Below are 21,746 nucleotides of genomic sequence, written 5' to 3' on the forward strand. Positions count from 1 at the left end.
CCACGGCGCCTACCGAACGACAGGAGGCGCCGCAAGGGGAGCGGGAAACGCTGCTGGCAGAGCTCTGGCAAGCGGTGCTCGGCATTGAGGGCGTCAGCCGGGGCGACAGTTTCTTCGAACTGGGTGGCGATTCCATCCAGTCGCTCGGGCTGATCACCCGGCTGCGCCAGGCTGGTTGGAAGCTGACGCCCAAGACGGTGTTCCTCAAGCCGCAACTGGCGGCGATGGCCGGAGCTCTGGAGGCCGCAGTCAAAGAAGTGGATGCTCCCGAGACGGTGGAAGGCACGCTCCCGTTAACGCCGATCCAGCATCATTTCTTTGAGCAGCCCCTGTGCGATGCGGCGCACTGGAATCAGTCGCTGTTGCTCAAGGTCACACAGCCCCTTGATGCAGGCCACCTAAAGAAGGCGGTGCAGGCGCTGATTAACCATCACGATAGTCTGCGCCTGGGTTTCCGTCGGGAAGCCGGATATTGGCAGGCGTTCTATCGGTCGTCCGAAAGTGCCGAGCGTCTATTAAGCGTTCTGGATCTGCCCGATGCCGAGGCAGTTACGGAGGCCTGTGACGCGGTCCAGCAGAGTTTTAATCTTGAGCAGGGGCCGCTCGCCGGCATCCTGCTGGCCCACTTGCCGGGTGGCGACCAGCGCCTGTTACTCAGCGTGCATCACCTTGTCATGGATGGCGTGTCCTGGCGCATCCTGCTGGAAGACCTGACGCGCGCCTACCAGCAGACAGAAGCCGGCCAGCCTGCGGATCCCGGACCGCACAGCGCCAGCTACCAGCATTGGGCGAACCATCTGGTGGACAATGTTGCCTCGGGCGCTTGGTTGGCGGAAGTCGACTACTGGGCCGCCCTGGGACGTGAAGACGACGCCTGGCCGGTGGATAACCCGGGTGGGAGGCGCGCCCAGACGGATGCCCGTCATGTGGCATGGCAGTTGTCGACGGAGCAGACCCGGCTTTTGCTACGGGAAACCCTGGCCGCCCGGCGCTCGGACATGGACGACCTGTTGCTGGCGGCGCTGGCGGAGGGGCTTCGTGCCTGGGGCGATCTGGACAACCCTCTGGTGGCAGTGGAAGGCCACGGCCGGGAACCGCTGGATGATCGCCTCGATCTCAGTCGCACCTTGGGCTGGTTCACCAGCCTGTATCCGCTGCGACTGCCGGCCACCGGTGACCCCGAAGACACCCTGGCGCGCGTCCGGGAGGCCCGGGCAGCCGTTCCCGGCAAGGGGCTGGGCTTTGGTGCCCTGCGCTACCTGGCGGAGCCGGAAATCCGCTCCCGTCTGGCACAGGTGCCGGAACCCCGACTGGCATTCAACTATCTGGGACAGGTGGACGGCCACCTCACGGATGCCCGCTTCCAGCCTGCCGACGAGTCGCCGGGCGATCTGGTCCACCCCTGGTCGCCCCTTAGCCGAGAACTGGAGATCAGCGGCCAGATCCATCGGGGGCAGTTGGTGCTCAATGCCCGATACAGCGGCCAGCGTTATCGGGCCCGCACGGTGGAACGGCTGCTGGCTGCTGTAGGCAAGGCGCTGGAAACGCTGATCGGTGCCACCTCAGCGACAACGGACGCCGAGGCGAGTGCCGGTAGGAACGGGGCGTCTCTCGATCCCCGGGTGCGTCTGGGGGGATCGGCGGAAACCACCGGCACTCTGTTTTGCCCCCATCCGGTGAGCGGCACGGTGGTTGGCTATTATCCGCTGGCACGATATCTGTCGGACGACTGGACGGTCTGGGGCCTGCAGAACCGGCAGGTCCTGGATGCTGGCTGGCGCGATACCTCGCTGGCTGACATGGCACGGGACTATGTGCGAATCCTGCTGGAACAGCAGCCGGCCGGGCCGTATCACCTGCTTGGCTGGTCCATGGGGGGCGCGTTGGCGCTGGAGATGGCCAGTCTGCTGGAACGCCTTGGTAAGCGTGTGACTTTCGTCGGTTTGATCGACGGCTATGTGCCCGGTGCGGGTGAGGCAAGAGAGGTAGAGGACGCCGCGCCGGTGCCGGACGGTGTCGGCGACGGCCAGTGGCAGCAGTTGCTGTCGGTGGAGCGCCATATGCGCACGCTGACACGGGCCCACGACACAGTGAGAGCGGTTCGGGCGCCGGTCCATGCCTGGTGGGCGTCGCAGTCGCCGGAAAACAACGCCAATGCTGAGAGCCTTCTGCAACATGCTCTTGGTCAGTCGCTGGCAACCTCAGTCTGGTTGGAAACGGACCATCTGGGGATCGTTCGTGAAACGGCCTTTATGCGTTCGTTGGTCGAGCTGTTGGGACGTGTTGGCATGGCAACGCAGACACCTATCTGAGGCGCTGAATCAGGTTGTCTCTATTCAATCGGATCATTAGGGGATGTGGCCCTATTGGAGCGAATAAAAATGCTTATCATTAACTTTATTTTTAATATTCATTAAGATAAATTCGTTCATGAGAGCTAGCGTGTACAAGCGCTTTACGTTAACAGGGCGCCTGACCCGGCCCATCGCACACCGCGTCGGGCAGGGTGATAAAACCAGGCTTCCAGGCGCCTCGGGATCAACACGGGAATCAGTTATGAACAAGATGCATAAACGCCATGGGACGTTCCGCGTAAGTCTGCTGGCAGCCATGGTAGCGGCAACCCCGTCAGTTGGCTGGGCTCAGGATAGCGACGATGCGCAAGAGTTGGACACCATTACGATCACCGGTCAACATGAAGACCCGAAGGGGCCGGCTGTCGGTTACAAGGCAGAACGCAGCCTCACCGCGACCAAGACGGACACGCCACTGTCCGAGACGCCACGCTCGATATCTGTCGTCACCCGGCAACAGATCGAGGATCAGGGCGCGCAGACCCTGAGTGACCTCCTGGAGTACGTCCCGGGGGTTTCCTCTGCCAACTATCCGGCCGGCGATGCCCTTGCGGGAGATATTTTCTACATACGTGGCATGAACCAGCGCGACTACGGTTACGGTACCTATCGCGATGGCCTGCGGCTGCAACCCAACGCCTATGCTACATCGGCGGAGCCTTATGGCCTGGCGCGGGTTGAAGTGCTCAAGGGACCGACATCGATTCTATATGGTGAGAACGTGCCCGGCGGAATGGTCAACTTGGTCAGCAAGCGCCCTACTTATGAACGCCAGGGAGAGATCAATCTTAGCTACGGCACCTACGATCGCAAACAGTTTTCCTTGGATGTATCGGGCGCTCTTAATGAACAAGGCAGTGTTCGGGGGCGTCTGGTGTTCCTGGCGCGTGATGCCGATACCCAGACCGACAGTGTGCCGGACAATCGCATCTATTTTGCGCCGTCACTGTCCATCGATCTGACGGACAAGGACACGCTGACGCTGCTGACCCAATACCAGAAGGACGAGACCGAAATCCAGCTGGGTCTGCCGGCGGCGGGCACCCTGCTGGATCATCCGGGGGGTCAACTGGATACCGATACCAACTTGGGGCATCCGGACTGGGACTCATTTGATCGGGAATTCTGGACGCTGGGCTATGAATACGAGCACCGTTTCAACGACGACTGGACCTTCCGCCAGAACGGCCGATATACCCGCTCCCTGGTGGATCGCCAGGAAACCTGGTGGTCGTTTCCACCGGCATTGCCGGTCTTCCCGCCCCATTTCCCTAACGGTGCCAACGGCGATGGCTTTGATGATGAGGTGCTGGCCTATGGTCGCGACCGAACTAATGAGTCCCGCGTCTATTCCATCGATAACCAATTAGTGGGCCACCTGAATGCCGGGGCCTTCGAAAACACGGTGCTGGCGGGTGTAAGCTATAATCGGACGTCATTCAGCCAGGTCCAGTACGTGGGTGAACGCCCGGATGTCGCATCGGGGCAACTCAACGATTTTCAGGCCATCGATATCTTTGATCCTCAGTACACCCGTGCGCCGGCTACCTCCGTACTGTCCTCCAATGATGAAATCCAGCAGGATCTTGTCGGCGGTTACGCGCAACTGCAGACCAAGGTCGGCGGTCTGATAGCGCTGGTGGGCGGCCGCTATGACTGGGCCGAAAGCCAATACGACGATCGCACGTCGGCCAACAATGACACCACTCGCACGGACAATGAGTTCACCTGGCAGACCGGGTTGATGTACCAGTTCGCGAATGGTCTGTCGCCGTACGTCAATTACGCCACAACGTTTGTCCCGGTGCAGCAGACCTCTACCACGTCGGGTGACACCTTCAAGCCGATCACCGGTGATCAGGTGGAAGTGGGTGTGAAATACGAGCCGAAGGGCTGGAACACTGTGGTGACGGTGGCGGCCTATGACATCACCAAGGAAGACGATGTAACCTACGACAGCAACCTGGGCGACTACCGTCAGATTGGTGAGACCCAGTCAGAGGGTGTGGAAGTCGAAGTCAAGAGCGACATCACGGATAACCTCAGCATGACCGCGGCCTACAGCTACACGGATGCCGAGATCACCGAGGATGCCGGTTCGCGTTATGAAGACAACCAGGTTACCGGTGTGCCGCGCCACCAGGCGTCCGTCTGGGCCAACTATTCGTTCCACGATGGAACATTGGCCGGGCTGGAGACGGGTCTGGGCGTTCGTTACCTGGGAAGTTCCTATGCTTACCCGCCTGAGACGCTGAACTACGGTACGCTGGAGACTGAGGGCGAGACTCTGGTCGATGCGGCACTGGGGTATGACCTGACGGAAAACTGGCGTGCACAAGTCAATGTAAAAAACCTGTTCGACCGCAAGTACGTCGCGCAGTGTAACAACGCTGGCCGTTGTTACTCGGGGGCCGAACGTAGCGTGTTGGGCACCGTGTCCTACAACTGGTAAAGCGCGAACGCCCCCATGCTTCTGAACTGACCCCAATCGTTGGACGGTTAGTGCTCTTAACCGGCGGCCATGGCCTGAGTCCTGTATTGCACGGGGCTCAGGCCTTTTAGTGTCAAGGTATATTCACTGGCCGCCATTGCAAGTCGTAGCGATAATTAATTTTCGCGAAGAGATCGTGAAGCCATCGAGGAATGGGGCGCCTTGATGTTCCCAGTAGCCACGGGCGAATCTGGTGGCAGGCTCGCCCGTGTCGGAAGGGGGGTGATCAATGACTTACCATTTGTAGCTTAACGTGGCCGTCACCTTGCGCTCTGCGCCAAAGTGGCAGATCGTCGTGCTGGAGCAAGAGGAAACATACTCTTTGTCGAGCAGATTGTTGGCGTTGACCCTCAAGTTCATGCCATGGAGATCGCTTGATAGCATGCCAAGATCATATTCCAGCATGGCATCTACCAGGGTATAATTATCTACCTCGAACGTATGGGTATCGTTTCCCCAGGTAGAGTCGTTGTAGCGGACGCCTGCTCCAATTCCCAATCCGTTTAAAGCACCTCCTGCGAATTCATATTTACCCCACGCTGAGGCCATATGGCGGGGGATGCCATAGGGAGTGCTTCCCTCGGTCTCGTCATTGGTCTCGACATATTCCATGTCCGTGTACGTATAACTGGCGATCAAGGACAGTTGTTCGGTGGGGTGTAATTTGGCGGATAGCTCCAGTCCACGTGAACGGACCTTGCCTATGGCCTCGTAGAACGTAGTTCCGGAAATGGCTTCGGAGACATTCTCCTGTTCAAGATTATAAATGGCTGCGGTGTATTGATCGTTGCTGCCTGGCGGCTGATACTTGATTCCCATCTCGTATTGAGACGCTTCACTCGGATCCAATGTATTTCCTGAGGTATCGGTTCGAGTGGCTGATGCTGGTTCAAAGGATTCCGAGTAACTCACGTAAGGGGAAATACCATTATCGAAGGCATATAGTAAGCTGGCACGGCTAGTGAACTTTTTACTGTCGCTCTCGGAAGCCTGTCCAAGATTGGTGTATACGGTACTGGTGTCGGCCCAGTCCTGACGCCCCGACAGGTTGAAACGCCACTGTCCTAGATTGATCTGGTCTTGTAAATAGACCCCGGTTTGTTCCACCTTGTTGATGAAATTGGTGGGTGTCCCGTAGACGACTTGGGTGTTGCCATATTGTGGATTGAAGGCATCCAGCGGCGTCGCCGCACCGAACTGCCATGATCCCGAATTACGCTGGTACTGGTAGTCCAAACCGGCCAGTAATGTATGTTCCAGAGTCCCCGTAGTAAACTCCCCCTGAAGCTGGTTATCCACTTTATAGGAGTGCAGTGACTCATCGGCGCTTGCGACGCGGCGGTTGAGCTGATTGCTGCCTCCCACGTAACCGCTGGAATAGATTTGGTCATAATCGATATCGGAAGAGGTGAAGCGAAAGTTCTGCTGCGCCTGCCACGTATCGTTGATCTGATGCTTCAACTGGTAGCCGATCAAGCGCTGATAACGCTCGAATCCATTGAATCCTGGTTCGCCATCGAAGAAGTCATTATCGATCCTCTGGCCATTATGATCCCGCACCGTGCCCTCGGCCGGTGTCCAGCCATAGTAACCGCTGTTCGGCTCATGTTGCAGATAGGCCATGACGGTCAATGATGTCTTGTCGGTGGGCAGGAACGTCAGTGAAGGTGCGATGGTATAGCGTTCGTTCTCGACATGGTCGAACTGACTGTCCGAACCACTCGCTAACCCGACCAGGCGGTACGCAACTTGTCGGCTTTCCCCTACAGGACCGCTGAAGTCAAAGCGCGCCGTACGTTCACTATGATTGCCCGTCTCCAATTGGATCTCATGCCTGGGGGTGAATAGAGGCCGCTTGCTGGTTAGCCCGACTAGCCCGCCAGGATAACTTTGACCGTAAAGAACGGACGTAGGCCCCTTGAAGACGTCAACCCGTTCAAGAAAGTAGGGGTCAATTTGCAACGAATTATAGCCTCCAACGTCACTGGCCATTTTGAGGCCGTCAAGATAGACATTGTCGAGACTACCGACACCACCGAAGCCACGCATGGAAATAAAATCATAGCGGTTGCCAAAGCCGTTGCGGAGACCGGTATTCACGCCTGGCGTATAACGTAGGGCTTGCTGCACCGACTGGGCGCCCTGATCCTCGATCTGCTCGCGGGTGACGACAGATACGGATTGTGCCGTCTCCATCAGAGGGGTGTCGGTCTTGGTGGCACTGAGGCTGTTACTGGCGGTGTATCCTTCGGTGGGCATCAGTGCATTCGACATTCGCTCGCCCGTCACCTGCAATGTGGGCAGTGCGTTGGGCGATTGGGTATCTGATTGCGTGTTCTGCTCAGTGCTTTGAGCATATGCGGTTGCCGAAGCGTTGCAAGTGGCAACCGCAATGGCAGCCGTTAGCCACCGCTTTCGGAAAGTCGGGTGTTTCATGAATGTTCTCCTTGCATGGGGTTCGTTTTAATTCTTGTCAATAATAATTATTATCAAATTGCCTCATTGTCTCTCCTATCAATCTCGGTCATAAGTCAATTCTCATTGCAATGAGGAGTTATTTAGGCATTCAGCAAGGCTTTCTGCGAAACGTCGGGCGGACGGGAAGCCTCCCCATGACCAATAGTCGAGGGAGAGAATGGCATAGTCGTTCTGCTTGATGCTCGGCCAGTGTTTCCATAACCCCTTCTGGAGTATCTTTTTCTGCCCGCCGGGTGGGTCGTAAGGGCTGTCGAGGAATATTACCTTGGCATCGATGTCCATAACGTCTTTCGCACTGATTGTCGCCATGCCCCACTGGCCAAGTTTGTCCTTCCATGCATTCTTGAGCCCCAGGCGTTTTAGCACCATGCCTTCCACACTGCCATGTCCGTAGACCCGCGCATGGCGCTCGTCCATCAGGCGGATGACCAACAAGGGAGAGTCGACATCCCCGATGAGTTTCTTCAATTCATCGAAGTGCTGGTTGGTTTTTGAAATATATTTCTCTGCTGCTTTCGGATCTCCGGTCAATTTTCCAAGATCTCGAGTCAGTTCTTCTAGGATTTTCCAGTGACTCTTTTTGTCATGCTTGTCGTAATTATTGTAGAGTGGGTATTTCCTGATTTCAGCAATTTTTCTGAGTTTAGGAATAAGATTCACATGTGCGGGAGGAGAAATCAGGATGTACTTGGGCGGCTCGCTTGCCAATAGTTCAAGGTTAGGAAGATGGCGGTAACCGAGGTTGGTAGACAAGGGGATGATGCCAGGCTGACGTGAATACGTCTCGTACCCCTGGAGACCTGAGATAAAGGCAGGAGGGTGACCAAGCGCATTGAGCGTTTCGGCGATGGCAAAATCGAAAGTCGCCAATGAGGCCTCCTCGTCTCCATCGCTTGCCATTGAAACGTTGCCGATGAGTATCCAGGAAAGCAGGATGATCGACAAAAAAGTGCGTTTTTGTGCGATAAAACGATAAATTATACCATGCTGATGTTTCACTATTACGCCTGTCTTCTCGAATGACTTGGAAGCATGTGTCTTGACTAATTTCCCCAACGGATGGGCTGGCCAACCAGTAAGAATTGGGTTCGCTCCTGGAAAACGGGAGGAGCTTCAGTCTCGAATCTCTTGAGGGAAACCGTGTGGCTTCGGAGGATGCGAACAGGACACTGTCGCCAATGGCCGATCATTTGGAACAGCAGGTGACGATAAAGGCACTCATGTTGTTTATACGTCATTATATCATTCCGTAATGATAATCGTTATTATCAATGACGGCATCCCTGGTGTCAATATCGAGTTGGTCAGCGGTGGCATGTGGTAAGAGGGCCCGGGGTGAGGGCCGCTCCGTCAGGAGCGGCCGGGGGGCTGTCAGTTCGTGCTCGCCAGCGAGGGAGCAGGCGTGGCCGCACGTTTCGAGTGCTCTGTCGGTAAGGTCTCGTCGAGTGCCTCGCAGATTTCCTGGGTCCGGGCGGCCAGAATCGATAGCAACGTATCGCTCAGCCCGTGGGTCGGTTCGCAGCAGCCCTGCAGGAAGATCGCCGGCTTGAAGTGGGGCGGCGTGAACACCCGGTAGTGACGATCGACCGCAAAATCGCCTAGATAGGGGGTCAGTGGGTCGAGCAGGGTCTTGTGCATGTCACGCCGGTACCCCGTGGCCAGCACTACGGCGTCGTAGGTCGCGGTATCGATGGCGCCGCTGTCCAGTTCGGTGATTTCCAGCCGAATGCCGTCGTCCGTCGAGATCGCGTGGGTGACTTCATGACGACGGCGGAAGCGATGGCGGTGATCGCCGGTGACCTTCTGCTGGTAGAAAACGTCGTAGATCTGCTGTATCAGGTCGAGATCGGGTGCCGAGTAGTTGGTGCTCTTGTATTCCTCCATCAGCGCTTCGCGCTGGCCGGTGGGGTTGTTGAACACGTAGTCGGTGTATTCGGGGTTGAATATCTCGTTGACGAAGGGGCTGTCATCGGAGGGCTTGAATGCCCAGGCGCGGGTGATGAGATCCGCCTGGATGCCTTCACGGCCATGCAGGTCGAGGAAGATTTCGGCGGCGCTCTGGCCCGCGCCGATGACGGCAATACGCCGTGGGTCGTTCTGGCGCTTCAGATCCCGCAGGTAATGACTTGAGTGGAAGACGCGCGGGTCGGAGGCGAGATCGGCGAAGCAGTCAGGCACATTCGGGGCGCCGCCGACGCTGACGACCAGTGAGCGAGTAAGACGCTCATGACGCTTGCCGTTGGCATCCAGTGAGCAGACACGTAACAGTTCGACGTCGCCATCCTGTAGTTGGGGCTGCACCTCGACGACCTCCTCGCCGTAGGCACAGCGCTCCTCGAAGTGGGAGGCTACCCAGGCCAGGTAGTCGTTGAACTCGTGGCGGCTGGGGAAGAAGGTCTGCAGGTTGATGAAATCCTGCAGGCGCCCCTTGCTGTGAAGGTAGTTCAGGAACGTATAGCGGCTGGCCGGGTTGCGCGGCGTTACCAGATCCTTGAGGAAGGAGATCTGCATATGGGCATTTTCCAGCAGCATATCAGGGTGCCAGGCGAAGCGGGGCTGACGCTCGATGAAGAATGCGCTGAGTTCGTCATTGCGCTGTTCCTCGAGGGCGATGGCCAGGGCGATGTTGGAGGGGCCGAAGCCGATACCGATCAGATCGTGGATAGGCATGAAAATCCTCGTGGCTGACGTGTTTATGGGGTGAAGCGTGGGTCGGGTCGTGGAGCTGACCCCGGGTGCGGGGGCAGCGGAATCCAACTGCGCTCATTAAAGAAGTGCTCGCGTAGCTGCATGCCGAGCATGGCTCGCTTGTGAGGGAAGTCGAACGCCTTGAGTAGCGCATAACCGCACTTGGCGAGATTGCCGATCATCCTGTCGTTATCCACGCGGGGTTCTATCACCAACCGCTGGGTACGGCAGTCGTCGAGAAACAGGTAGTGAGAGATGGAAGGTAGCCAGGCGGCAACATAAGGCCGTCCGCGAAACGCGGCTTCGCCGATCAGTACGTGCCAGCCGCGATCAAAGTCACCGGCATCGTAATAAGCACCTATGCGATCCTCCTTGGCCCAATAGGTCTCGAAATAACCGAAGGGCTCACCGTCGATACAGCCGATCAATGGTACGACGCTGGGGTTCTGTAGCGTGCTTTCGAGTCGCTCGCGATGCTGTTCCAGGTCGCCTTGCTCTTCCCAGAAATGGGCAACGACCGGGTCGTTCATCCAGCGGCTAAAGCGTTCAAGGTCCAGCTCCAGATCAAGGACGCGAAAACTCAGAGTGGCATTGAGCCAGGGGATATAACGTTGATAGACGCAGCCGCTGGGGCGAGGCGGGCGGCGTGGATGTCGCTTGCCGTTCTCCAAGATGGGTTGCTGCGGGTAGACGCGCATGGAGGGAGAGGTGAGCCAAAGGGTTGGTAACTGCCAAAATAGCTCCGCATAGACCCAGAGTTCTCCATGGCTATCTTTAACGGCGATGCCGGCGGCACACAGGTTGGCTTGCAAAACAGTGGATAGCTGAAGACGTAGTGCAACAGTGGCCGGGTAACAGGCAAAAGCCCCTTCGATTGCGGCAAGCAAAGCTGGGAGAGACGGCGCCGAACGCTGCGGCCATCGCAGTGTCAAGCCGTTTCTATCGTCCACCAATGACCACTCAAGGGGCTCTTGATCACCCTTCACGTAAAGTGACTGTGTGGTGATGTCGTGGGTGACTTGATAGGTGTGGCCCTCGGGGCGTGAAAGCAGCGGATCCCCCGTATGGGGTTCTAATGGTACCTGGGCTCGTAGTCGTGTTTGCGCCTGTTCAGAACTGGACACCGCTAAGCTCCTATCAACAAAGCAATCAAAAAGTCATTTCACAGGAAGGCCGGAGAGGAGAGCATTCGTGGGCTTCCTTGTCTTAAGGACGAATGCGAATGAGGCTTGTTTATATGGATGGGTAACTTTTTGCGCGAGTGGATCGTCTGTGTGGATAGGTATCGCTTTCCAACGAGGTGAATGTGCTTCTCCATCTGATGCGTCGAACTCGCTGGCTGATGACGGCCGCTTCCCTGGCGAGTATTCTCTCTGGGCTTTTCAGCGTGCTGCTGATTGCGCAAATCAATGCGGCACTCACCAGCGATGTTGCTAGCCGTGTCAGTGCGGCCTGGGCCTTCGCGGGAATTGCTGTGGCGTTAATGGTCTGTCGTATGATCTCGTCGGTGCTTTTTGAGTGGTTGGGGCAGCGTGCCTTGGCCGAGGTACGTAGCTTCATCGCCCAGTGTGTGGCGGTTACCCCCTTTGCTCAGTTCGAACGCGTTGGCAGTGCGCGGATTCAATCGGCACTCACCGAGCACAGTAACAACGTGGCAATCCTGTTCATCAGCCTGCCGGTTATCTTGACCAATGCGGTCATCGTGGTGGGGTGTTTGGGCTACTTGGCGATGCTCTCATGGCAGGTGTTCTTGTTTGCCTTGGGAGTGATCGGGTTGGGGGCTGTCGGTTACCACCTTGTTCATTTGCGCGCCATTCACTATCTCCATAGCGCCTCATCCGAGCAGGATCGTCTGTTTGGGCATTTCCGCGCGCTGACCGATGGTGCGAAAGAATTGCGGCTGCATCAGCGCAAGAGCCGGGTCTTTATGGATCAGATATTGGGAGAATCGGTTGATGGCGTGCGGAAGTTGCGCACCCATGGCATGTCGCTGTTTGTCATCTCGACGAGCTGGGGGCAATTCCTGATGTTCGCCTTTATCGGCCTAGTGCTGTTCGTGCTAGCAGGCGATGGTCCGGAGCAGACGCGGGTGATGACCGGTTTTGCCTTGGTATTTGTGTTTATGGTGACGCCCCTTGAGGGGCTGCTGATGCATATTCCACGAGTCAACATGGCGCGGGTCGCTGCAGGTCGCATTGATGACATTACCCAAGAGATGCCCCAGGGGCAGGGTCGGCAAGCGTCGACTCAGGAGCCTGTTTTGCAACATCTTGAGTTGCGCGATGTCACGCATCAGTACTACCACGAGCAGAGTGATGACTTCTTTGAACTGGGGCCGATCAATCTGAGCTTTACGCCGGGCGAAGTGGCGTTTCTGGTGGGGGGCAACGGTAGTGGTAAGACCACACTGGCCAAAGTGGTGGTGGGGCTTTATCCACCGGAGGGTGGCGAGGTGTTGCTCAATGGAGAGCGTGTCGAGGCGAATGGCTGGGATGCCTACCGCCAGCTCTTCTCGGTGGTGTTTTCGGACTTCTACCTTTTCGAGCACCTGTTGGAGACCCCGCGGGAAGGGCTCGACGAAGAGGGTAACCGCCTGTTGGCCAAGCTGCATTTACAGCATAAGGTAAAAGTTGAAAATGGCGCTTTTACCACCCGCGCGCTCTCCCAGGGCCAGCGCAAACGTCTGGCGTTGGTAGTGGCCTACCTGGAAGATCGTCCGTTCCTGGTGTTCGACGAGTGGGCAGCGGATCAGGATCCGTTATTCAAAGAAGTGTTCTACTGCGAGGTGTTGCCCGAGCTAAGACGCATGGGCAAGGCGGTGCTGGTGATCACCCACGACGATCGCTACTTCCACCTCGCGGATCGATTGGTACGGTTGGAGAATGGCAAGCTGTTGGCTAATAAATCAGATACTGCCGAAGCATCGCCTGTGGCCGAGCATTAATCCATCTAGCAGCCACGCGAGAGAGTTGACGCGTGGCTAGCTTGTGCAATCACTCCTTAACGCCGTGTCGTTTGCAGCATCGCTAGCCATTGGACTTGCCCAGGCGCCAGTACCCCATGCTGGTAACATACTCTTTGGGCAGCCCGCACTCATTGACCAAATAACGCCGCAGTTGCATGGCGACCTTGGTTTCAGCGGCGATCCAGGCGTAGAAGGGCGCGCTGTCGTCCAGGGTGGCGGGCTCCCATAGCCGGGCCTCTTCATCCTCGCTGCGTTCGTCCTTGCTGTCCTGGTTGGTAGCGGCCCCGGGATTGCCGCCGAGCGCGATAATCTCCTGCTGTAAATCGATATCGCGCAGCGCCCTCTGCAGCAGTTCTCCATGTTGGCAACTGGACTCGACATCACGCGCCAGCCAGTGCTGCTTCGCGGTGGGAGGTAATGCTTGCTTGTCATCGCTGCGCGGAACCTCGAACAATGCCTCGACCTTGGGTTTAAGAGGCAGGGCGTCGAGAGTTTCCAAAATGCCTGCCGCTGCGGGGAGGGCGGTTTCGTCGGCAAGGATGAGTATACGTCGTACACCCTGGGGCGGTTTCCACTCATAACCCACTTGGGGGCCTTCCGTATTGGCGGCCGGGGCCGTCATGGCTAGCCGGTCGCCGGGGCGGGCATGCATTGCCCACCGCGAGGCGGGGCCATTGTCGCCGTGAAGCACAAACTCGATATCCACTTCTGAGTGCTCGGGGCGAAGGGCGCGGATGGTATAGGTGCGCGCATAGGGACGCTGGGCATCCGGTAGGGAAGAATAGGCGCCATACCATTCATGCTCTGCCAATTTGGCTATCTCGAATAGGGGGTCGAGCGTGCCACTGCCCTTAGGGAAGAACAGTTTGATGCGCTGGTCCGGGGCATAGGTTTCCATGTGGCCGACGTCGGGGCCGGTAAAGGTAAATCTAACGAGCGATGCGCTGACTTGGGTACGCCGAGCGAGGGTGATATCAAAAAGTCGGTAGCGCTGCTTAGCCATGGCGATGACCTCCTTGTGGAAGGGCATGAAGTGTAACGTCAATCGTTATCACTCAGGATGTTTTTCAGTATTTCCCTGGCCGCCCAGCGTCCGCTTGCATGACTTGCTCAGGCATGGAGCCGCGCTGGGGTTGCCAAGTGCAATCAGGACTAGTTTGCCACGGCGATGCGATGCTCCCCGTTGGGATGCGGAATCACCTGCATGGGTAGGCCATAGATGGATTCCAGGGTGGCGTCGGTCATCATCTCTTGCGGAGGCCCCTCGGCCATTACCTGGCCGCTGTGAAGCGCCAACAAGTGGTCACAGTAACGCGACGCCATGTTGATATCGTGCAGCACAATGATGACGCCGAGCTGTAGTTCCTGACAGAGCCTGCGCACCAAGGCCAGCACTTCTACTTGATGGGCGATATCCAGCGCGGCCAAAGGCTCGTCGAGTAGCAGGAAGCGGCTCTCCTGTGCCAATAGCATGGCCAGCCACACCCGCTGGCGTTCACCGCCGGAGAGGGTGTCGACCAGCCGGTCCGCGAAGGCTTGAGTATGACTGAGTTGGATGGCCCGCTCGACGGCACTCTTGTCCTTTTGCGTATGACGTCCCAGCAGGCCGTGCCAGGGATAGCGGCCGAAACCGATCAGTTCGCGTCCGGTCAGGTTTTCGGCATTGGGCAGTTGCTGGGGAAGATAGGCGACCTGGCGGGCGAATTCTCGTTGGCCCCAGTCGCGCAAAGGGCGGCTATCGAGCAGGATATCGCCTTGGCTGGCTGGTTGTTGCTGTGCCAGCAGCTTGAGCAAGGTCGACTTGCCTGAGCCATTGTGTCCGATCAAGCCATAAATCCTGCCTTCCTGGAACCGATGATGCACTGGGTGGAGAAGGCGTCGCCCGTCGACCTCGAAGGTGGCGCCCTTAGCCTCGAACATGATGGGTTCCTTGTTAAACGATTCGTGCCTCATAGTGTAAACGAGAATCGTTTTCCTTATCTACCGAAATCCGGCCTCGAATGACCGCTTGCATGCGACATGTCTTGAAGTTGCGGGAGAGCGGCAAGCATAGCATAATTGCAAATGCTAAATTTACTGATAATCGTTATCACTTTTTTTATGGGCCGATATATTCATGTTCCACGGGGCGCATGAGAGGCAACCAGAGAGCCAAGAGGCAGGCGATAGATGAAAGGAGAAGTAGCCACGATACGTCACGTGAAACTTGGTATATCGCCGGCACGTGCATGCCTGGTGTTGAGCTTGCCGCTGGTGGCGCTTTTCTGGCTAGGTCTGGAGTCCCAGGGCGGGGTGGGGTTAGGTATCAAGGCCCTGTTATCACCGTCTTTCGCGGACGTCGACCAACTGCTATTGCATTATACATGGTGGCCGCGGCTCGCCATCGCGCTGTTGGCTGGCGGCGGTCTGGCGCTGGCAGGGGTGCTGATGCAGCAGGTGTTGCGTAATCCCTTGGCGTCACCCACAACCTTGGGAGTGGCCTCGGGCGCTAATCTGGCGTTGATGGTGATGACCCTGCTGGCTCCAGGCGTGTTGGCAATGGCGCGCGAGTGGGTGGCTCTCGTCGGGGGAGGATTGGCGGTAGGCCTGGTATTTGCGCTGACTTGGCGTCGCGGGCTGGCCCCTATCGTGGTAGTCCTGGCGGGACTGGTGGTCAATCTCTACCTGGGAGCCGTGTCTACGGCCCTGTTGCTATTCAATCATGAGGCGCTGTCGTCTCTGTTGATCTGGGGGGCCGGATCGCTGGCCCAGAATGGCTGGGACGGCGTGGCGATTCTCTGGCCACGGTTGGTCATCGCTGGCGTGGCGGCCTGGTTCCTGCTGCGGCCCCTGGCCGTATTGGAGCTGGATGACGCCAGTGCCAGGAGTCTGGGCGTGTCACTCAAGTATCTCCGCTTTGCCGGCCTGGGGCTGGCGGTGTTCATTACCGGCAGTATCGTCAGTGTGGTGGGCATCATCGGTTTCATAGGCCTGGCGGCACCCAATATCGTGCGTTTGGCGGGGGCGCGGCGCCTTGGAGAGCGGCTGCTTTGGGGGACGCTCCTCGGTGCGGTGATGCTGGCTACCACCGACCTGTTGTTACAATACTTCCTGGGGGCATTGCCGATCCTGATTCCCACGGGTGCCGTGACCGGAGCCCTGGGGGCGCCGCTGCTGATGTGGTTGATTCCACGCTTGAAGCTGCAAGACAATCGGGCACCTCAGCCGACCGTCGTGTCGGCTAATCGTCATTCGGCGCCGGGGCGCCTTGCCACTCGATTGGCGATCGCACTGCTGCTGGCGATGGGGCTCGGTCTTCTGCTGGGGCAGGGCGTGAGTGGATGGTTCTGGCTATCGCCGGATAACTGGAACGTGTTGCAGTGGCGGGTGCCTCGGGTGTTGGCTGCCGCCGCCAGCGGTCTGATGCTGGCCGTGGCCGGTACGTTGCTGCAACGCCTTTCCGCCAATCCCATGGCCAGCCCCGAGGTGTTGGGGATCAGCGGCGGCTGTGCCATTGCATTGATCCTGGGAATCTTCCTGCTGCCGTCTCCCTCCAGTGGGATGCTGGTGGGGGTAGGGACTCTTGGGGCACTTGTCACACTGTTGGTGCTGGTAATGCTCAACCGGCGCAGTGGTTTTGCCCCCGAGCATCTGCTGCTGACCGGGGTGGCGGTTGGTGCCCTGTTCGATGCGGTGCGCAGCGTGATCCTGGCGGCTGGTGATCCACGCGGCCAACAGGTGATCGCCTGGCTGGCGGGCTCCACCTACTACGTCGATCTCACCAGTGCCCTGGTGGTGGGCACGCTGGCGGCAGTGCTGACGCTATGCACGCTTCCGCTGACCCGCTGGCTGGACATCCTGCCGCTGGGAGCAGCCACATCGCAGGCGCTGGGTATCACCCTCAACCGGGCGCGTTTGTTGCTACTGCTGCTGGTAGCCCTGCTGACGGCCTGCGCCACCCTGGTGGTAGGGCCGCTCTCCTTCATTGGCTTGTTGGCACCGCACATGGCCAGGCTGCTGGGGCTGTCGCGGGCGCATCATCATCTGTTGGGCGCGGCATTGGTAGGCATGCTGCTGATGGTGCTGGCCGACTGGGTGGGGCGCCAGGTCGTCTTTCCCTATGACATGCCCGCGGGGCTGGTGGCGTCGTTGATCGGTGGAGCCTACTTCATGTGGGGGCTGCGGCGGCTGTAAGTATGCGGTAAAGGGCTGATCGCTAAGCGCCATCTGAAGACTGGCAACCCCTTATGTGGGGGTTGCCAACTGAAAGCCTGATCTCGTTCATTCAAGCGCTTTTGCCAGGTGGCCAACGCAATCGCCGAGCAACGTCTCGCCTCCTCAAGTGATGCGCTGACCGGGTTCGGCGCCGTTATCCGGCGATAGCAGGTAGATACCGCCTTCCTTGTCGCCGGCGGCGAGGACCATGCCTTCCGAGACACCGAAACGCATCTTGCGCGGCGCCAGATTGGCGACCATCACCGTCAGCCGACCTTCCAGCGCCTCGGGAGCGTAGGCGGCGCGTATACCGGAGAAGACCGTGCGTGTTTCGCCGCCCAGATCGAGCGTCAACTTGAGCAGTTTGTCGGCGCCTTCCACGTACTCGGCCTTGGCGATACGCACGATGCGCATATCGAGCTTGGCGAAATCGTCGAAGCCGATTTCAGCGGCGATGGGATCATCGGCCAGCGGCCCCGTGGCGCGTTCCTTGAGCTTTTGCTCCTCGGCAAGGACTTCCTTGGAGGCCTCGGTCATTTGCGCGATCCTGTCGGTGTCGACGCGGGTCATCAGCGGCTTGAACTTGGCGATGGCATGGTCTTCGAGCACGTCGTGGCGGCTTTCCCAGTCGAGGGAGTCGACCTGCAAAAAGACGCGCGCCTGCTCGGCCATGGCCGGCACTACGGGTTGCAGGTAGACCATCAGCACGTGGAACAGGTTGATCCCCACCGAGCAGATATCGAGCACTTCCTGCTCGCGACCTTCTTCCTTGGCCAGCACCCAGGGCGCCTTGTCGGCGATGTAGGCATTGGCCTCGTCAGCGAGCTCCATGATCTTGCGCATGGCGCGGCCGAATTCGCGTGCCTCGTAATCGGCGGCGATGGCCTCGCCGGCGTCCGCGAAGCGGGCCACCAGGGCGGGCTCGGCACAACGCGCGGCGAGCTGATTGCCATTGAGCTTCTTCACGAAGCCCGCGCAGCGGCTGGCGATGTTGACCACCTTGCCGACCAGGTCCGAGTTCACGCGCGAGGCGAAGTCCTCGAGGTTGAGATCGAGATCGTCGACCCCGGCGGTGAGCTTGGCGGCGAAGTAGTAGCGCAGATATTCCGGGTTGAGATACTCGGCGTAGGTCTGCGCCTTGATGAAGGTGCCGCGCGACTTGGACATCTTGGCGCCGTTGACGGTGACGAAGCCGTGGCAATTGACCCCGGTCGGCGTGCGCAGGCCTGCGCCTTCCAGCATTGCCGGCCAGAACAGGGCGTGAAAGTAGACGATGTCCTTGCCGATGAAATGATAGACCTCGGCCTCGGAATCTTTCTTCCAGTAGCTGTCGAAGTCGATGCCTTCGCGCTCGCAGAGATTCTGGAAGCTGGCCAGATACCCGATCGGTGCATCCAGCCAGACATAGAAGTACTTGCCCGGTGCATCCGGAATCTCGAAGCCGAAATAGGGCGCATCGCGGGAAATATCCCACTCGTTGAAGCCTGACTCGAACCATTCCAGCAGCTTGTTGCGGATCTGCGGTTGCACATGACCGCCATCGATCCAGCCCTGCATGAAGTCGGCGAAGTCGGGCAGCTTGAAGAAATAGTGAGTGGACGTGCGAACTTCCGGCGTGGCGCCACTGATCGCGGAGACCGGGTCGATCAGTTCGGCCGGCGTGTAGGTCGCACCGCACGCTTCGCAGTTGTCGCCGTATTGGTCGTCGCTATGGCACTTGGGGCATGTGCCCTTGATGAAACGGTCGGCGAGAAACAAGCCCTTGACCGGATCAAACATCTGCTCGATGTCGCGTGTCGAGATATGCCCGGCATCGCGCAGCGCTGTATAGATACGCTCGCTGTGCTGGCGGTTCTCTTGTGAATGCGTCGAATGATAGTTGTCGAACGCTACCCCGAAGCGGGCGAAATCGGCCTGATGCTCGGCGCTGACGTTGCTGATCAACTGCTCCGAGGTAATGCCTTCCTGCTCTGCACGCAACATGATGGCGGTGCCGTGAGCGTCGTCGGCACACACGTAGTGGCACTCGTGGCCGCGGCTTTTCTGAAAGCGTACCCAGATATCGGTCTGGATGTACTCGAGCAGATGGCCCAGATGAATCGAGCCGTTGGCATAAGGCAGGGCACTGGTGACCAGGATCTTGCGCTGGGCGTTGGCGGTAGTCGGCATGGCGGCTCTAGTGACTGAAATCGGAAACGAAAGAAGGCGTCGCGAATGACATCGACGAAAAGGCGATTGTAGCCCGCTTGGCGCTTGGCTGCATCCGTGATGCGGAAGACGATGTAGACGCGATCGATGCGCTCGCGACACATCGATCAGGGTAACGCTCAGGGCGTACTTGGCCAGCCGCCGGCGCGGATGGCCGGACATCCCGCGATATCGAGATTGTAGAGATAAAGCCAGGCTGGACCAAAGGCGGTGCGATGAATGATGCGGTCGTAAGTGCCGCTGCGCGGTGCGCGCACGCGATAATCCTCGAGCCGGTCGAGATCGCGTAGGCCCCGCGCATCGACCCGGTAGAGCTCGACGTCGATGCCGTGGGAGGGTTCCGCCTTGGCGCCGGGGCAATGCCCCAAGTCGTAGAGGGTGACATCATCGAGCGTATCCGCGCCGATGAATTCAGCACCTGCGAGCCAATGATGGTTGCGCAGGCCCCGCTTGAGCGTTCCGTACACGGCGACCAGCGGCGTGCGACGAATGGCGAGAACGGGTGAATGCATGGGGCGACTCTGCATTGACGACGAATGACGGTTCAGTGCTCGGCGTGGGGGTTGCCGCGATAGACGACGAAGTTCGTTAGTCCCTGGTCGGCAAGCCGCAGCGCCTGCATCTTGCTCATGATGCCCTGATCGCAATATAACGCGTAGCGCCGCTGCGATGACAACTGTGCGGCGCGTTCGCCGAGTTCGAAGAACGGAATCGCCAGGGGTTCGCCCTGCGGCAGTTTCAGCGGTGCTGCTTCGCGTTCATCGGGGTGGCGAATGTCGATCACCGTGACGTCATCGGCCTCGCGCAGCGCCTCGGCACTCTCGATCATGGGCACATCGAGCGTGCGTGGCGCGGGGGTGTCGAGCAGGCGATCCACCCGCGTCTGGCGGGTAGCCTCGAGGGCTGCGTCGAGCACGCCCATGTCGAAGTCGGCCTCGGCGGTGTCGATCTGCTCGGGCCTGGGGCGTGTGTTGGGGCGTTGCGAGATCGTGCCGCAGTACTCCGGCAAGCGCTCGGCATGGGCGGCAGTGCCGATGCGGCGCGCATCCTCGATGATGGTTTGCTTGTCGTCGGCGATGAGCGGGCGCAGGACGGGCCGCTCGCTGACCGCGTCGATCAGCCCCAGGTTGACCAGGCTCTGACTGGACACCTGCGCCAGGGCATCGCCGGTGACCAGTGCCGAAATGCGCGCGCGGGCCGCGACACGATTGGCAGCCCGCAGCATCATGCGCTTGAGCACGACGCCTGCCAGGCCGGGGGGCACACGGCGCTGAATTTCATCGAGGACGCCGTCGAAGGGCACACTGATGAAGTGGGCATGGTGCGAGGCACTGTAGCCTTGCCACACCTGGTGCACGACTTCGCGCACCGCCTGCTCGTGCTGCGGTCCGCCGAGATTGAAGAACAGGTAATGCGTCTTGAGCCCGCGTCGGATCAAGCGCCAGGCTGCTACCGGTGAATCGTAGCCACCCGAAATGAGCGCCAGCGCCTGGCCCTGCGTGCCCAGCGGATAGCCCCCCAGACCGGGCAAGCGTCGCGTTACCAGGCGCAGGTGCTGGTCCTGCAGCTCGAGCGTGACGTTCACCTCGGGGTGGGAGAGGTCCACCTTGGCGTCCGGACTGGCGTCGAGCAGCGCGCCGCCAAGGTAGCGTTCGAGATCCGCCGAGGTGAAGTCGTGCTGTCCGCGGCGCTTGGCACTGACGCGAAACCGGCGGCCGGACAGTGGGGCCCGCCACAGCGCCACCAGGCGTTCGGCAGTATCGGCGAAGGAGACAAAGGTGTGTCCCTCGATCACCAGCACCTCGTGGATGCCGGGCACGCGCGACAATGCCGCCTCCAGACGCTCGCGGATGGTGTCGTCGATGGCGTGGCGGACCCGCACTTCCAGCGCATCCCAGCAGTCGGCGATCCGCACATCGGGGACCAGCGGCGTCAGGATGTTGCGCAGGTTGGTGCGCAGACAACGCACCATTTGCTTGCGCACGGGGCGGGACTTGATGATGATCTCGGGGAAAAGCTTGACGCGATACCGCATATGTCTCGTGTCGAGTGCTGTTGAAGGCGCGCATGTTAGCAACCCGGAACTTGTGCGGCCAGTCATGCCGCCGATTCTCGAGATGCAGGAGTGGCTGGGCAAGTACCTGGGTTATTTCGAGGACGTTCGAGCGCGCAATTCGGCTGGCTGAGTATCGCCGCTTATCTGGAGTCAGCCCGGCGCCAAGCATTCCACGAAGACGGCATTTTTCGCCATTATCTTGAGTTGGATGCCGATTGAGCGCTCGATGTTATCGTCCGGTGGCGCTATGTTGAGAAATGTGTGCGGGGGCCGCGCCCGAGCGCCAATGAATTTGATACCATCTGGGCGTTC

Annotated in this window: 13 protein-coding genes; 4 read left to right on the forward strand and 9 right to left on the reverse strand. The window is 59.0% G+C overall.

All coding sequences use genetic code 11. From position 1 onward, the window contains the following. Positions 1–2,312: alpha/beta fold hydrolase (locus tag L1073_RS15080; RefSeq protein WP_246900580.1), on the forward strand; the 2,312-nt coding region annotated here is incomplete at its 5' end. Positions 2,313–2,556: 244 nt separating this feature from the next. Then, positions 2,557–4,806 (forward strand): TonB-dependent siderophore receptor, encoded by a 2,250-nt coding sequence (locus L1073_RS15085; RefSeq protein ID WP_246900581.1) that lies wholly within the window; start codon positions 2,557–2,559, stop codon positions 4,804–4,806. Positions 4,807–5,079: 273 nt separating this feature from the next. Here L1073_RS15085 and L1073_RS15090 read toward each other — a convergent pair whose 3' ends face one another. From L1073_RS15090 to L1073_RS15105, 4 genes are all read right to left on the reverse strand, one after another. Then, a complete protein-coding gene (locus L1073_RS15090; protein WP_246900583.1) occupies positions 5,080–7,281 on the reverse strand; it encodes a TonB-dependent siderophore receptor in 2,202 nt (733 codons plus the stop codon). A gap of 102 nt (positions 7,282–7,383) precedes the next feature. Further along, the gene (locus L1073_RS15095) at positions 7,384–8,322 is read right to left on the reverse strand and encodes an ABC transporter substrate-binding protein (protein WP_246900585.1); all 939 of its coding nucleotides are present in this window, start codon (positions 8,320–8,322) and stop codon (positions 7,384–7,386) included. A 372-nt stretch (positions 8,323–8,694) separates the two neighbouring features. Beyond that, positions 8,695–9,993 carry a lysine N(6)-hydroxylase/L-ornithine N(5)-oxygenase family protein gene (locus L1073_RS15100; RefSeq protein WP_246900586.1) on the reverse strand — a complete coding sequence of 433 codons (1,299 nt, stop codon included), beginning with the start codon at positions 9,991–9,993 and terminating at the stop codon, positions 8,695–8,697. Between the two features lie 23 nt (positions 9,994–10,016). Then, positions 10,017–10,709 (reverse strand): GNAT family N-acetyltransferase, encoded by a 693-nt coding sequence (locus tag L1073_RS15105; RefSeq protein ID WP_246900588.1) that lies wholly within the window; start codon positions 10,707–10,709, stop codon positions 10,017–10,019. Between the two features lie 608 nt (positions 10,710–11,317). Here L1073_RS15105 and L1073_RS15110 point away from each other — a divergent pair. Then, entirely contained in the window at positions 11,318–12,955 is a 1,638-nt protein-coding gene (locus L1073_RS15110; protein WP_246900590.1) for a cyclic peptide export ABC transporter, read from the forward strand. 82 nt (positions 12,956–13,037) lie between these two features. Here L1073_RS15110 and L1073_RS15115 read toward each other — a convergent pair whose 3' ends face one another. Both L1073_RS15115 and L1073_RS15120 read right to left on the reverse strand, forming a co-directional pair. After that, positions 13,038–13,979: a siderophore-interacting protein gene (locus tag L1073_RS15115; RefSeq protein WP_246900592.1), complete on the reverse strand. Its 942-nt coding sequence runs from the start codon at positions 13,977–13,979 to the stop codon at positions 13,038–13,040. 149 nt (positions 13,980–14,128) lie between these two features. Continuing rightward, the gene (locus tag L1073_RS15120) at positions 14,129–14,896 is read right to left on the reverse strand and encodes an ATP-binding cassette domain-containing protein (RefSeq protein WP_246900594.1); all 768 of its coding nucleotides are present in this window, start codon (positions 14,894–14,896) and stop codon (positions 14,129–14,131) included. Between the two features lie 279 nt (positions 14,897–15,175). Between L1073_RS15120 and fhuB the strand changes: the two genes are divergently transcribed. Then, the gene (gene fhuB / locus L1073_RS15125; protein WP_246900596.1) at positions 15,176–17,149 is read left to right on the forward strand and encodes a Fe(3+)-hydroxamate ABC transporter permease FhuB; all 1,974 of its coding nucleotides are present in this window, start codon (positions 15,176–15,178) and stop codon (positions 17,147–17,149) included. A 144-nt stretch (positions 17,150–17,293) separates the two neighbouring features. On the opposite strand, the gene metG is transcribed toward fhuB, so the two are convergent. From metG to thiI, 3 genes are all read right to left on the reverse strand, one after another. Beyond that, complete coding sequence (gene metG, locus L1073_RS15130; RefSeq protein ID WP_246900602.1) at positions 17,294–19,339, reverse strand: methionine--tRNA ligase; 2,046 nt, start codon at positions 19,337–19,339, stop codon at positions 17,294–17,296. 158 nt (positions 19,340–19,497) lie between these two features. Then, a complete protein-coding gene (locus L1073_RS15135) occupies positions 19,498–19,890 on the reverse strand; it encodes a gamma-glutamylcyclotransferase family protein (protein WP_246900603.1) in 393 nt (130 codons plus the stop codon). Between the two features lie 32 nt (positions 19,891–19,922). Continuing rightward, a complete protein-coding gene (gene thiI / locus L1073_RS15140; RefSeq protein WP_246900605.1) occupies positions 19,923–21,413 on the reverse strand; it encodes a tRNA uracil 4-sulfurtransferase ThiI in 1,491 nt (496 codons plus the stop codon). Between the last annotated feature and the right edge of the window lie 333 nt (positions 21,414–21,746).

It is taken from the genome of Chromohalobacter nigrandesensis, from assembly GCF_023061285.1.
GTDB lineage: Bacteria > Pseudomonadota > Gammaproteobacteria > Pseudomonadales > Halomonadaceae > Chromohalobacter > Chromohalobacter nigrandesensis.

Coding starts and splice junctions, on each gene's coding strand:
- L1073_RS15135 (WP_246900603.1), bottom strand. CDS start 19,890: ATGCATTCACCCGTTCTCGCCATTCGTCGCACGCCGCTGGTCGCCGTG.
- L1073_RS15100 (WP_246900586.1), bottom strand. CDS start 9,993: ATGCCTATCCACGATCTGATCGGTATCGGCTTCGGCCCCTCCAACATC.
- thiI (WP_246900605.1), bottom strand. CDS start 21,413: ATGCGGTATCGCGTCAAGCTTTTCCCCGAGATCATCATCAAGTCCCGC.
- L1073_RS15085 (WP_246900581.1), top strand. CDS start 2,557: ATGAACAAGATGCATAAACGCCATGGGACGTTCCGCGTAAGTCTGCTG.
- L1073_RS15120 (WP_246900594.1), bottom strand. CDS start 14,896: ATGTTCGAGGCTAAGGGCGCCACCTTCGAGGTCGACGGGCGACGCCTT.
- L1073_RS15090 (WP_246900583.1), bottom strand. CDS start 7,281: ATGAAACACCCGACTTTCCGAAAGCGGTGGCTAACGGCTGCCATTGCG.
- L1073_RS15105 (WP_246900588.1), bottom strand. CDS start 10,709: ATGCGCGTCTACCCGCAGCAACCCATCTTGGAGAACGGCAAGCGACAT.
- metG (WP_246900602.1), bottom strand. CDS start 19,339: ATGCCGACTACCGCCAACGCCCAGCGCAAGATCCTGGTCACCAGTGCC.
- L1073_RS15115 (WP_246900592.1), bottom strand. CDS start 13,979: ATGGCTAAGCAGCGCTACCGACTTTTTGATATCACCCTCGCTCGGCGT.